The sequence below is a fragment of the Chroococcus sp. FPU101 genome, assembly GCF_017312365.1.
Taxonomy (GTDB): domain Bacteria; phylum Cyanobacteriota; class Cyanobacteriia; order Cyanobacteriales; family Microcystaceae; genus Chroococcus.
The window spans coordinates 53,399-66,343 of the sequence record NZ_BLJI01000009.1; the positions used below are offsets into that span (position 1 = coordinate 53,399).

A 12,945-nucleotide genomic window follows, 5' to 3' on the forward strand; every position below is an offset into this window, starting at 1 on the left:
CTTTTCTTTCCTTATGTAAATTATTGTAAAGAAAAATTGCCAAAAAAAACAACCTATGATTAGGTAGTGAAAACCGAACCCATCAGTAACAGCCTTAAGGTAAATATTTTTGAACGACGCTCCAACCCGTCAAGGAAACAAAACAAAAGGCAAGAAAGAGAATTATATTCGTCTTTACGTGAATGCTACGCCAGGATGGATAGTAATTTGAAATCATTAAGCCACTGGTTGCCGAAACTAAAACCAGCACCACAACCATTAACCCTGCAATTAAATGAGAAGAATGACCTAAACTTCCATAATGACCTAGAGTACCAACGATACCCACGAGTAGTAACAAAAAAACTAAACCGACCATAATTCCGCCAATGGTGTAATGTAGGGGTCTTAACCAAGTCGGACGAGGACGCTTAGAAACACGACGATTAAGCATCCAAATGCCACTAATTGCTAATAAACTATAAGCAAAAAGTGATAAACCCATTGACCAAGCTGCAATCTTCCACAGCCAAAGAAAAGAAGGTAAATCCAAGGGAAAACATCCTTTATTAATAAAGCCTATTGATTATTGTTGCTCGATTTATTTTTTATATGCTTAATTTCTATCAACAATTTACAAAAAAATTTGTATAAAATAGTACGAATGTCCTAAAATAAAAACAAGTTCAGTTAAACATTAATTCGCTGAATTCATTATTACATTAAAAAAAGAGGAAATTCAATGGAATCCCTCACCCAAGCTCAACAAGAGCTATATGATTGGTTGATTGAATACATTCGCTCAACACAACACGCTCCATCTATTCGGCAGATGATGCGAGCCATGAATCTCAAATCTCCAGCACCGATTCAAAGTCGTTTAGAACGATTACGCTCAAAGGGCTATATTGATTGGACGGAAGGAAAAGCCCGAACAATCCGTATTTTACGCCCTCCTGCACAAGGTATCCCCGTCTTGGGTGCGATCGCAGCAGGTGGCTTAGTCGAAACCTTTACCGATGTTGAAGAAAAACTTGATTTATCCAATATGTTTGGACAGCGTAATTGTTTCGCTTTGCGAGTCAATGGTGATAGCATGATCGAGGATCTTATAGCAGATGGTGATCTAGTCATTATGCGTTCTCTGGCTGCCGATGAACCCCTGAATAATGGAGAAATCGTTGCTGCTAGAGTCGCAGGACATGGAACAACTCTGAAGCGTATCTATCAACAAGGTGAAAAGATTACTCTAAAACCTTCTAATGCTAAATATCAGCCGATTAATATTATGGCTGATCAAGTAGAAGTACAAGGGATTTTAGTAGGCGTTTGGCGCGGCTACACTTAAAAACAAGTGATCAGTTATCAGTGAGCAGTGATCAGGAAGCCTATTAATTTGTTAACTATTCACTGTAAACTGTTAACTATTCACTGTTGACTGTAAACTGTTGACTGATAACTGACGATGCCCAATCCTTCTACTGTAGCTCCTAGTCAATCAACGCAAGTTGTCCAAAAACCCTACCCAAACTATAAAGTCATTGTTTTAAACGATGACTTTAATACCTTTGAACACGTCGCTAACTGTTTAATTAAATATATTCCAGGGATGACTCCTGATGTAGCTTGGAGTTTAACCAATCAAGTTCATTTTGACGGACAAGCGATCGTTTGGGTAGGGCCTCAAGAACAAGCAGAACTCTATCACCAACAATTAAGACGTGAAGGGTTGACGATGGCTCCTTTAGAAACCGCTTAATGATTAATAACTTAATTTAAGTGCATTGACAGGAACCTCATCCCAAGATTCAACTGTTCTTAGTCGTGTGATCCAACCCTGCTGTTTTTGTTCTTCGGTTAGATTTTTTGTCCACGTTTGGTGACAATCTTGGGCCGCTTGTTCATCACGACAAGCAATACAGGAGTAAATCAAACCACAGGGATCAATCTGTTCATTTACCCAAATCGTCATCTTTTTAATCCTTACTGTCTAGTTATTATTTAGGATAACATTTGATCCGCTTCTAATCCTCTAGTTTTTTCAGTGATTCTGCTTTGTGGGCTGCCAATGAGCCAGTTTTGTCACTTTTAACCAAATATTGAGGATTTTCTTGACTAGCAGCAACATGATGACCTTTAATCTCAGTGGGTTCTGTTAGCTTTTTCTCCACTTTACCGACAATCTTCTTACCAGACGAGTTCCATTCTACATGATCGCCTTTTTTAAATGGTTCAGTCATTACTTTTTACCTTAAATCAAGAGTATTGTTTTTAAAGTAATGAATCTCTCAAGAGCGCGTCTTCTGTCTGAAGTTAGGTAAACTTTTTTGTCTAACCTGAAAGTTGCTGATGATTTAATAAAGTTCATACTTCAGAAGAGTACAGGGTAATGAACCGTTATAAACTGCAATTCGGCGAGAAGTTCGTAAACCGACTTGTTTTCCGAGTTCTTTGTTTCCTGTCAGAATATAAGCTGTCCAACCTTTAAAGCGTTGTTTAAAAACATCACCCAGTTGTTTATAAAGTAAAGCTAATTCTTGGTTGTTTCCTAAACGCTTACCATAGGGAGGGTTACAAAGAATTACACCACGATCGCTCGGTGCTTCTAAATCTGCAATCTGTTTTCGACTAAACTGAATATACTCCTCTATTTGACAAAATGCAGCATTTGATCTCGCTTCTTCTAACACGGTTCGATCTGCATCACTGCCGAAAATCGGTGCATCTAAAGAGAATTTCTGTCGTTGATTTGCTTCATTTAAGAGCTTTTTCCACAGTTCGGGGTTAAAATCGTGCCATTTTTGAAACCCAAATTTAGAACGATATAAACCAGGTGCAATATCTAATGATTTTAGCGTGGCTTCGATGGGTAAGGTTCCAGAACCACAACAAGGATCTAAAAAAGGTAAATCTGGTGTCCATTGTGCTAAGTCTAACAGAGCAGCAGCAAGAGTTTCTTTAAGAGGGGCAACACCCATTGCTCGATGATAACCCCTACGATGCAAACTTCCACCCGAACTATCTAGACTGAGTAAACAGCGATCGTTTTCGATATGTGCGTTAATCTGTAGATCTGGCTCATTAATATCGACTGAGGAACGTTGTCCTGTTTGTTCCCTTTGTTGGTCGATAATTGCGTTTTTAATGCCTAAAGCGGTGTAATGAGTGTGATTGAGATTGTAATTTGTTCCAGTACAATGAACTGCTAGAGTTTGTTCTGGTGTTAGATAATCTCGCCAGTCGATGTTTTGGATATTTTTAGACAACTGATCTGAATTTTGACATTGAATCTCTGCAATTGGTACTAGAACGCGAAAAATAATTCTTGACCAAAGATTTACCCGATAGAGTAATTCTTGATCTCCTGTAAAGTGTACTCCAGTAAAAACAGTTTGGATGTCTTGTGCGCCGAATGTTTCTAATTCTGTGGCGGCAATTTCTTCTAAACCTTTAGCAACAGTAGCAAAATAAGAATGGGTCATCTTTTCAAATTTATTTACAATTAGTTATTATAAAACAAAGAAATAATGAGTTAAATTTTAATATTTATGACTTAATTATGAGCCTATGAAGAAATAATCGATTTTATTGCAGCAGGTACAACATCCGATAGTGTTGCTGTTTTCAAACCATCAGAAGAAACAAAACAGCGTGTGGCTGATCTAATTTATCGTCAAAAGACAACTGATTAACAGCCGACGAATCTTCTGAATTAGACCATTATATGCAATTAGAACATTTAATGCGTTTGGCTAAAGCTCGTGCGCGAAAAAATCTTTCTGTTAACTAACCGTGAGTACCAGTTACATTAATGTAGAACTCCGTCGATTAGTTGTGACACGGGCTGATAGAGTGTGTGAATACTGTCTGCTACAAGAAGATGATGCTTATTTTGGTTGCGAGGTAGATCATAATTATTAGTGAAAAGCATTGCGGTTTAACCAATGCAGAAAATCTAGCATACGCTTGTATGACTTGTAACCGTAATAAAGGAAGTGACGTCGGTTTTATTGTAATGCCCCATGATAGTAGTGTTTTTAGTCGATTTTATAACCCACGAATTGATTCATGGCACGAACACTTTATGTTTAACGATTCTGATCTGATTACTATCTTGCCTTTGAGTCCCATAGGTGAAGTTACAGTACGCATTCTAAAGTTTAACAGTGTTGAGTGTTTGCAAGGTGCGAAAAACTTTGCGTGATATCGGTCGATATCCGACAGCAGAAGCATTACGACGTATTAGACCAAACTAATACCCTAATGCTAATCCATCAGCGCGAGATTCAGAAGCGGCTACTAAAACCCCATTTTGTCTGATAATCATTTGACCTTTGCCAAACATCGTATGAGGACTCATCGAAATCTGATGACCGCGATTCACTAAATCTTGCACAATTTCAGGGGGTATACCTCTTTCTAAAAGTACTTTATTTTCACGCAAAAATCGCCATCGAGGAGCATCTAGACAAGCTTGGGGATTAAAATGGTAATCCACTAAATTTGAGGCGACTTGGAGGTGTCCTTGCGGTTGCATTGGCGCACCCATTACCCCAAATGGGCCGATCGCTTGTTGATTATAAGTCAGAAATCCAGGGATAATCGTATGGAATGGACGTTTAGAAGGTGCCACTTGATTCGGATGATTCGCTTGTAGGGTAAATCCTGCACCTCGGTTATGTAAAGCAATACCTGTATCTGGAACTAAAATTCCTCCCCCAAATCCTTCATAATTAGATTGAATCAACGACACCATTAAATCTTGATCCGCAGTACACAGATAGACGGTTCCTCCAGTGGGTAAACCTGTATTAAATAAAGAAGTAGCAGTATCTTGGATCAGTTGTTGTCGTTGTTTTGCATAAGTTTTATTAAGTAATTGCTCACAAGTGACACTCATATGCTCTAAATCGCCAAGATGATGATACACATCTGCAAACGCTAACTTCATTGCTTCTATTTGACGATGCAACCTTTCCCCACTCTCATATACACAGTTTTTCATATCGAATTCTTCTAAAATATTGAGTGCTATCAATGCAGCTATTCCCTGTGTATTCGGGGGTATTTCCCAAACATCTAGGTTTCGGTAAGTGATAGAAATAGGATCGACCCATAATGTTTGATGCGCGCTAAGATCATCTAGAGTAAGAATTCCTTTCGTCTCTGCGGCAAAATTTGCGATCGCTTCTGCTAATTTCCCGTGATAAAAGCTTTCTCCTCCTGTTGCTGCTATTTCCTTGAGAGTTTCTGCGTGTACTTGACTTCCCCAAATTTCCCCTGTTTTTGGTGCGCGTCCAGAGGGAAAAAAGATATCTTTAAAGGGTTGATATTCTTTTGCTTTGAGGGGTAAATAAATACTTTCTGCACGTTCCCAAGCTTCTGCTGTAAGTGGAGATACAGGAAACCCTTCTGTTGCGTGACGAATTGCAGGTATAAATAATTCTTCAAAGGGTAACTTTCCCCATTTTTCCCACAAACTACGCCATAAAGCAACTGCACCAGGTACCGTTACAGCTAACCATCCACGCAAAGGCATTTCCGAAAGTCCTGCAAAATGATCTAGACTAATATTCTGGGGACTTTTTCCAGATCCATTAATTCCGTGTAGTTTACCATCCCACACAATTGCAAACGCATCACCCCCAATTCCGTTAGAAGTCGGTTCAACAACTGTTAGAGTAATAGCAGTTGCGATCGCAGCATCAACCGCATTCCCTCCTTTATTAAATATTTCTATCCCTGCTAAGGTTGCTAAATGTTGACTGGTAGCAACCGCGCAATGTTTTCCGAGAATTACACGACGTTGGGAAGGGAAGGGATAATAGTTTAAATTAAATTGCATTTTTTAATCATCAAATTAAAGATTTAGTTTGCTACAACACATTTTATCAGTAATTTTTTTTGAGAAGGTAATGTTTATTTTTTCTTTTTTATGGTAATGGAAGATAAATAATTTAATTAAATTATCTGAAAAAATTTTACATCAAATTTGTAGGTCTAAAGGTGGACAGTTATTTTTTAATAATATAGTTTATACTGATAAATAGATTACACAAAACTAGGTAAAACACTTGGCTAACATTATCGATACTGCTGTTAATGCAGGTTCTTTCAATACTCTAGTTGCTGCAATCAAAGCCGCTAATTTGGTAGATACTCTCAAAGGTGCTGGCCCATTTACTGTTTTTGCACCTACCGATGAAGCGTTTGCAAAACTTCCCGAAGGTACTGTTGATGCTTTGCTTAAAGACATTCCAAAGCTCACAAAAATTCTGACCTATCATGTTGTTTCTGGTAAAGTTCTTTCAGGAGATGTGGTTAAGCTAAAATCAGCAACCACTGTTGAAGGATCAGACGTTAAAATCGATGCTTCTAATGGTAGTGTCAAAATTAATGATTCTAAAGTTGTCACACCAGATGTTACTGCTGATAACGGTGTCATCCACATTATTGACACAGTCTTGCTTCCTGCATAAGCGATCGTTTAAATAGAGTCTAAAATTGTAGGACAGCGATTCTTGATAGATCGTTGTCCTATAAATGTTTAAATCTATTAATCTGTAATACTAATTGCTTAAACCGAGATTCTGGATTTTGTCTGCTGTTGATAATAAAATTATTTAAACTAAAATATTAGTATCTAAAACGACTTTCATGGTTAACGTTGATTTCGTCTAATTTCTTTGAAGATTGCGCTAATTTCCTCTAAGCTTAATTCCTCTGGATCTTCTAAGCGTTTTTCTCATTTATCTCAGTTAAATTTCTTCGTTTTTTTTAAGTAATCGTATCTTCTGTCAGAGTGAGGATAAACTTTTCACCTACTTTAACTTTTTCCCTAATTTCGGGAGGAAGTTCTAAATTATCGTTTGGTGTAACGGTAGCAATGAGTGTTGTTTGAATTTTAGCCTCTAATTTTTTTAACTTTATTCGGTAACATAATCGCTTGATCATCAGGAATGATCATAATATACCCTTGTTTATCTGTAAGATCGCTGAGTAGACAAATTGTAATATCTGTAGTATTGTAGTATTGTAGAGAAATCGGTTAACTTTTGTTACAACAGTGACCGCATATCGTTATGGCTTCTTTTAAAGATATTCTCAGTTACTATCGTCAATATAAAACGATCGCTATTTTAAGCATCGTTGCATCCAGCATTTTTGAAATATTCGATCTTGTTGTTCCCTATGCAATTGGACAAATTTTAAATGTACTATCTAATCAACCCTTAGATAAACCTATTCATGTTTTAAGCACCCAGATCGCCAATATTACACCATTTACAGAAGGAAAACTGCTGACATTGGGTGTACTAATGGGATTAATTTTTCTCGTTACTGTGGTGCGTTCTCCTATTGAACCTTGGTTGGGAATATGGTTTCATTGGGAAATATCTTTGAGGGCGCGACGTGATAAACTCAAACAAATCTTGGAAAAAATTCTCACACTTCCCCTATCTTTCTATGATGAGAATAACCCAGGACGCATTGCAAACCGCATCGCTAAAGGGATAGAAAACCACACTTATAGTTATCCAGAATTTGCAGGGGAATTAATTCCTAAACTCGCAAGAGTTCTCGGTATATTTGTGATTATTCTGTTTATTGAAAAATGGACAGCGATCGCTTTTCTATTTTCCTTTATCCTCATTCTATATTTTGGTCTGCGGGATCTGAAGGAATTAATTAGACAAGAAGGACTTTTCGACAGATATAGCGAAAATACCCAAAGTCGTGTCTCAGAAATTGTTACCAATATCAAAACGGTAAAAGCTTTTGCGACAGAAGGAATAGAACTCGAAAGACAACGACAACGACTCGAAAAAGAGTTTCAATATGTTGTATATCGTATCCATAAAGGTTATGTCGATCTGATCACTTGGCAAAAAACAGTGATTCATGTGTCTTTATTTGCAGTAATGCTATTTACCCTCATTGCAACAGTACAGGGAAAAATGTCGATCGGACACTTTATTACAACCTATACTGTAGCATCGATGGCTTATGCAGAATTGACACCAATTAGTCAACTTGCAGAAGTATTTTCCCGTCGTTATTCTTCGATGGTTCGTTTACATGATTTTCTGAACCTTCCATCGGGTACAGATGCAGGAAGTTTACACCTAAATACAAGTGATTATTCCTATCAGTTTACAGGTAAGGTTGAATTTTCTCATCTGACGTTTGGATATGATGCGAATCGTCCTGTACTCAAAGACATTGATCTCTTGATTAAACCATATCAGACTATCGCCTTAGTGGGTAGGTCAGGTTCAGGAAAATCGACATTAGTTAAACTGTTGTTCCGTTATTTTGAACCTACTCAAGGAAAAATCTTAATTGATGGGGAAGATATACGCACTCTTGATGTATCATCCTATCGTCGTCGGTTAGCGATCGTGCATCAAGAAGTCGATGTTTTCAATGGAACAATTTTAGATAATCTCACCTATGGACATCCTGAAGTTAGTTTCGAGAAAGTTGAGGAAGCGTGTCGTATTGCTAGGGTAGATGAATTTATTCATGAACTGCCTAGAGGATACTATACCATCGTCGGTGAACGGGGGGTACGTCTTTCAGGGGGACAAAGACAGCGTTTAGGGATTGCAAGAGCGTTAATTGTCGAGCCAGATGTGTTAGTCTTTGATGAAGCGACTTCTAGCTTAGATTATGAGTCAGAACGTGCGATACAATTGGCAATGCGATCAATTTTAGGAACACGTACTACCATTATTATCGCTCACCGTTTAAGTACCATTCGAGAAGCTGATCAAATTGTAGTTCTCGATGCAGGTAGAATTATTGAAGTCGGTAGTCATGATGAGTTACTGAGTCAACAGGGTATCTATCAACGCTTACATTATTTGCAAGAAACAGGAGAATTATTAGCTTAGATAGGAATTGTAGAGATGATAACGCGTCTCTACATCTATCTTTCTTTGGGTAATAAATTTCTCAGTTCTAATGGAATGACTCTTTCTAAATAACGCTCAATATTGCGATAATGTCGTTGATACATAACACCAATATAGATAATCGCTAAACCCAAAATCGTTAAACAAAAGGGAAATAAAATAGACTCTTCAAAAACTTGATAAGCTAAGTAACCTAAATAGTAAAATACTCCAATTGCACCAAACACCATAAATAGACGACGTTTTAAGAGTAAAGATAAAACAATTAATCCTAGATTAGTCAGACAATACAAAAATCTTGACCACTCGGTATCATCCCCCAAAAAAGGAAGGCTAAACCAAAAACTGAACAAACCAAATAAATATAACCAAAAAGCAAAATCACCTTCACTTCTTCTCGTTTTTAAATCAATTAAATAGGCAACAATAAGACAAACGATGCCGAACCACATTGAAATTAATGCGCGATTTTTCCAATCAAAATTATCTTCACCAAAAATTATTGGCGTTAAATCCATTGACATAAACCATAAACAAAAAGCAATAGGAGCAGTTAAAAAAGGAAAACGAACAAACTTTAAAGTAATCAGTGCAGCTATAATTGTTCCTAATTCCATCAAGACCCAACTACCTTTCACCCATTCATAGAAACCTCGATAAATGCCTGGCTCAGTTTGTATCCAAAATCCCGTCCAACGCTGTAAACCATAAATGGCTAAAGGAATCATACAGACAGCCATTGTAAATAATAAACTGCCTGATATTTTTAGATTTTGCTGAAAATAAAGACTTTTACCGACTAAACTAAAACTAATTGCATAAGCAACAGCAATAAAAAAGAGTCCCGCACCGCCAAAACTTTCCCAAGCTTTTGTCATAAACCATCCCATCGCTAGGATGACAATTAATGCACCAAAATAGTAAGCAAAATTAGCAAAATTAAAACGAGGTCTATTTTGATAATCCTCAGAATGTTGATATCTTTGTGATAAAGCATCCCATAAAATTTCGGCTTGTTCTGGGGTAATAATTTCTTCTCGTGCAGCCCAGTCTAAATCTTCTCTTTCTAACTTCATCTCTCAAATTCCTACTGATGCTATTTCTATAATGCTTATAAACGAAGAAAAAAAGCTAAATTATATGACGGTTTAAGAATTGTCCTAAAATAATTTTTCTTTGAGTGAACATGACTATAGTAGTAAATTTGACAGATCATTTCATCTGAGGCAATAGCTTTCATAATAGAAGTAGTGCAAACATTGGAGTTTATCCAAGATGTCAACCGTAACCGAGTCAGAATTAAAAGAACTAAAAGATTTAATTTTAGGAATAGACAAGAAACTAGATGTATATATCGCTCGTCCTGATGAAAAGTTTAAATCAGTAGATCAACGCTTTGATAAAATTGAAAAAAGTATAGACTCAATAAATGTACATCTAAACATCTTTACCCTTGGCTTTTTGAGCATTGTTAGCATTTTAATCACAGTGTTATTAGGAATTGTAACAAAGGTCGTATTCTTTCCAAACCCTTAAGCGCGAGTCATTAGATATCTAGATAAACTGTCTACTATAGATTGCAGACTACCCTCAAGATAAAATACATTGAGTAATATAAGACTACCGCTAGTATTAAACTAGACACTGAATCACACTTGGGCAACGTAAAGATTATGACTTCTCTTGTTGACTATTCTGCTATACACTCACTCTCAGAAGTTTGGCCAATTACAGCGAAACGGTTTACGAATATTGTTGCCCTACATGACCCCCATAGTAAACCAGAAACCATACTCACTTATTCGCAATTGTGCCAGAATATTCAACACTTCGCATCAGGTCTACAAGCATTAGGGATTAAACCAAGATCAACGGTTGCTCTAATTGCTGATAATAGTCCACGTTGGTTGGTTGCTGATCAAGGTATGATGATGGCAGGATGCGCTAATGCTGTGCGCTCGGCCACAGCAGAACGCAATGAGTTACTTTATATTCTAGAAGATAGTGATAGTATCGCTCTAGTTGTAGAAGACCTAAAAACACTACAAAAACTACAACCTGAATTACAAAATTTACCCATTCAATTAATTATTCTGTTATCTGAAGAAGAAATATCAGATCAAACTCAAATCAAAACATTAAGCTTTCAACAGTTGCTCAAACTCGGTTCATCTTCTCCCCTACAACCTTCTCATTTAACCGAAAAAGATTTAGCAACGCTCATTTATACTTCGGGAACAACGGGAAAACCGAAAGGAGTGATGTTATCTCATGGCAATTTATTACATCAAATTAATACGATCGGTGTGATTGTGCAACCCGAACCCGGTGATCATGTATTGAGTATACTTCCGTCTTGGCATTCCTATGAGCGTAGTTGTGAGTATTTTCTGATTTCCCAAGGATGCACCCAATTCTATACCAATATTCGCTATTTTAAGAGTGATTTAACCCAATATAAACCGCGTTTTATGGTTGGTGTGCCGCGAATTTGGGAATCTTTGTACGAAGGAGTGCAAAAACAATTTAGAGAACAACCCGAAAAGCGTCAGAAATTAGTTCAATTTTTCTTGAAAAATTCAGAAAAATATGTATTAAACAAACGCATTGCTGATAACTTAAGTTTAGATCATCTCCATGCTTCACCCAGTGAGCGTATGATTGCTCGTCTCAAATCTTTATTCTATGCACCAATTCATCTTTTAGGCGATCGCTTAGTTTATAATAAAATCCGTCAAGCAATTGGGGGAAATCTTCGCGCTTTTATTAGTGGGGGTGGTTCTTTAGCGCGACATATTGAAACTTTTTACGAAATTATTAATATACCTGTACTGGTAGGTTATGGACTCACGGAAACATCACCCGTCACCAATGCGCGTACCTTCTCTCATAATCTTAGAGGTTCATCGGGAAAACCCTTCCCCTTTACAGAAATTTGTATTGTAGACCCTGAAACTCGTCAAACCCTCCCCAATGGAGAAAAAGGACTGGTTTTGATACGTGGCCCCCAAGTAATGCAAGGATACTACAAAAAACCCGAAGCGACTGCTAAAGTGATTGATGCTGATGGATGGTTTGATAGTGGTGACTTGGGTTGGGTGACTCCTCAAAATGATCTTGTTCCACAGGACGGGCTAAAGATACAATTGTATTATCTAATGGTGAAAATATTGAACCTCAACCGATTGAAGATGCTTGTGTACGAAGCCCCTATATTGATCAAATCATGCTCGTGGGTCAAGATCAAAAAGCATTAGGGGCCTTAATTGTACCCAATTTAGAAGCGTTACAGAAATGGTCGCAAGAAAAGCAATTAAATCTCACTATTCCAGATGTTCACGCATCAAGAGCAGAAATCGAAAAAAGTGATCTCTATAGCAAACCCGTCCAAGAATTATTTAAACAAGAACTCAACAGAGAAGTCAAAAACCGCCCAGGATACCGCGCTGATGACCAAATTAAGGTCTTTAGAATGATTTTAGAGCCTTTTTCGATAGAAAACGGAACCATGACCCAAACCCTTAAAATTAAGCGTCCTGTTGTTACTGAACGATATCAGGATTTAATTAATGGGATGTTTGAGTAGTAAGTTAAGCTTTTTCTGTACAATAGGATTGTCTTGAAGTAGGTGTTGAGCAAACAATGACTACCGTTAATCCATCTTCTGTCAATACAACAGTAGAATTAGCACCGAATTACAAAATACCTTTGGTGTTAGTTGGTCTTTCTGTGCCTGTGTTACTGATTCAACCTTGGATCGGTCTAATTTTCTCATTGTTTAGTCTGTTTTTGATGATTCAGACTGCCACGATTCGACTACAATTTACAGAAACAGCCCTAGATGTCTATCGTTCGGGTAAATTAATTCGTCAGTTTCCCTACCAAGATTGGCAAAATTGGGAAATTTTCTGGACAAAGGTGCCAATTTTATTTTATTTTAAAGAAGTCAAAAGTATTCATTTTTTACCGATTATTTTTGATGCTAAAATGCTAAGAACCTGTTTAGAGAAGTATTGCAGCAAACAGTAAAAATACTTTAAGGTAAGCT

15 protein-coding genes and 1 pseudogene are annotated in these 12,945 nt (G+C 37.2%); 9 read left to right on the forward strand and 7 right to left on the reverse strand.

Going from position 1 to position 12,945, the window contains the following annotated elements:
* Positions 1-94: 94 nt before the first annotated feature.
* Positions 95-532 carry a DUF4079 domain-containing protein gene (locus CFPU101_RS10505; RefSeq protein WP_206815302.1) on the reverse strand — a complete coding sequence of 146 codons (438 nt, stop codon included), beginning with the start codon at positions 530-532 and terminating at the stop codon, positions 95-97.
* A gap of 189 nt (positions 533-721) precedes the next feature.
* Here CFPU101_RS10505 and lexA point away from each other — a divergent pair, with 189 nt between their 5' ends.
* Positions 722-1,327, forward strand: a complete 606-nt coding sequence (gene lexA / locus CFPU101_RS10510) for a transcriptional repressor LexA (protein WP_206815303.1) — start codon at positions 722-724, stop codon at positions 1,325-1,327.
* Positions 1,328-1,444: 117 nt separating this feature from the next.
* Positions 1,445-1,738, forward strand: coding sequence for an ATP-dependent Clp protease adapter ClpS (gene clpS / locus CFPU101_RS10515; protein ID WP_206815304.1), 294 nt, complete (start codon positions 1,445-1,447; stop codon positions 1,736-1,738).
* 3 nt (positions 1,739-1,741) lie between these two features.
* Here the strand turns inward: clpS and CFPU101_RS10520 are convergent, their stop codons facing one another.
* From CFPU101_RS10520 to CFPU101_RS10530, 3 genes are all read right to left on the reverse strand, one after another.
* Positions 1,742-1,951: a glycogen debranching protein gene (locus CFPU101_RS10520; protein WP_206815305.1), complete on the reverse strand. Its 210-nt coding sequence runs from the start codon at positions 1,949-1,951 to the stop codon at positions 1,742-1,744.
* A 52-nt stretch (positions 1,952-2,003) separates the two neighbouring features.
* Positions 2,004-2,219 (reverse strand): DUF2945 domain-containing protein, encoded by a 216-nt coding sequence (locus CFPU101_RS10525; RefSeq protein ID WP_206815306.1) that lies wholly within the window; start codon positions 2,217-2,219, stop codon positions 2,004-2,006.
* Positions 2,220-2,333: 114 nt separating this feature from the next.
* Positions 2,334-3,461: a class I SAM-dependent RNA methyltransferase gene (locus tag CFPU101_RS10530; RefSeq protein WP_206815307.1), complete on the reverse strand. Its 1,128-nt coding sequence runs from the start codon at positions 3,459-3,461 to the stop codon at positions 2,334-2,336.
* 310 nt (positions 3,462-3,771) lie between these two features.
* Here CFPU101_RS10530 and CFPU101_RS25975 point away from each other — a divergent pair, with 310 nt between their 5' ends.
* Together CFPU101_RS25975 and CFPU101_RS10535 are read left to right on the forward strand one after the other, a co-directional pair.
* Complete coding sequence (locus tag CFPU101_RS25975; RefSeq protein WP_277988743.1) at positions 3,772-3,900, forward strand: hypothetical protein; 129 nt, start codon at positions 3,772-3,774, stop codon at positions 3,898-3,900.
* Between the two features lie 49 nt (positions 3,901-3,949).
* On the forward strand, positions 3,950-4,183 hold the full coding sequence (locus tag CFPU101_RS10535) for a hypothetical protein (RefSeq protein ID WP_206815308.1): 234 nt from the start codon (positions 3,950-3,952) through the stop codon (positions 4,181-4,183).
* Positions 4,184-4,231: 48 nt separating this feature from the next.
* Here CFPU101_RS10535 and CFPU101_RS10540 read toward each other — a convergent pair whose 3' ends face one another.
* Complete coding sequence (locus CFPU101_RS10540; protein ID WP_206815309.1) at positions 4,232-5,824, reverse strand: gamma-glutamyltransferase family protein; 1,593 nt, start codon at positions 5,822-5,824, stop codon at positions 4,232-4,234.
* Between the two features lie 229 nt (positions 5,825-6,053).
* Between CFPU101_RS10540 and CFPU101_RS10545 the strand changes: the two genes are divergently transcribed.
* The gene (locus tag CFPU101_RS10545; RefSeq protein ID WP_206815310.1) at positions 6,054-6,458 is read left to right on the forward strand and encodes a fasciclin domain-containing protein; all 405 of its coding nucleotides are present in this window, start codon (positions 6,054-6,056) and stop codon (positions 6,456-6,458) included.
* A gap of 298 nt (positions 6,459-6,756) precedes the next feature.
* Here CFPU101_RS10545 and CFPU101_RS10550 read toward each other — a convergent pair whose 3' ends face one another.
* On the reverse strand, positions 6,757-6,933 hold the full coding sequence (locus CFPU101_RS10550; RefSeq protein WP_206815311.1) for a hypothetical protein: 177 nt from the start codon (positions 6,931-6,933) through the stop codon (positions 6,757-6,759).
* 128 nt (positions 6,934-7,061) lie between these two features.
* Between CFPU101_RS10550 and CFPU101_RS10555 the strand changes: the two genes are divergently transcribed.
* Positions 7,062-8,876 (forward strand): ABC transporter ATP-binding protein, encoded by a 1,815-nt coding sequence (locus tag CFPU101_RS10555; protein ID WP_206815312.1) that lies wholly within the window; start codon positions 7,062-7,064, stop codon positions 8,874-8,876.
* A 35-nt stretch (positions 8,877-8,911) separates the two neighbouring features.
* Here the strand turns inward: CFPU101_RS10555 and CFPU101_RS10560 are convergent, their stop codons facing one another.
* A complete protein-coding gene (locus tag CFPU101_RS10560) occupies positions 8,912-9,973 on the reverse strand; it encodes a DUF2157 domain-containing protein (RefSeq protein WP_206815313.1) in 1,062 nt (353 codons plus the stop codon).
* 199 nt (positions 9,974-10,172) lie between these two features.
* On the opposite strand from CFPU101_RS10560, the gene CFPU101_RS10565 reads away from it, so the two are divergent.
* The 3 genes and pseudogenes from CFPU101_RS10565 (at position 10,173) to CFPU101_RS10575 (ending at position 12,926) form a co-directional block, all read left to right on the forward strand.
* On the forward strand, positions 10,173-10,433 hold the full coding sequence (locus CFPU101_RS10565; protein ID WP_206815314.1) for a hypothetical protein: 261 nt from the start codon (positions 10,173-10,175) through the stop codon (positions 10,431-10,433).
* A gap of 137 nt (positions 10,434-10,570) precedes the next feature.
* Positions 10,571-12,483, forward strand: a pseudogene (locus tag CFPU101_RS10570) (long-chain fatty acid--CoA ligase).
* A gap of 56 nt (positions 12,484-12,539) precedes the next feature.
* Complete coding sequence (locus tag CFPU101_RS10575; protein WP_206815315.1) at positions 12,540-12,926, forward strand: DUF3119 family protein; 387 nt, start codon at positions 12,540-12,542, stop codon at positions 12,924-12,926.
* The last annotated feature ends 19 nt before the right edge of the window (positions 12,927-12,945 follow it).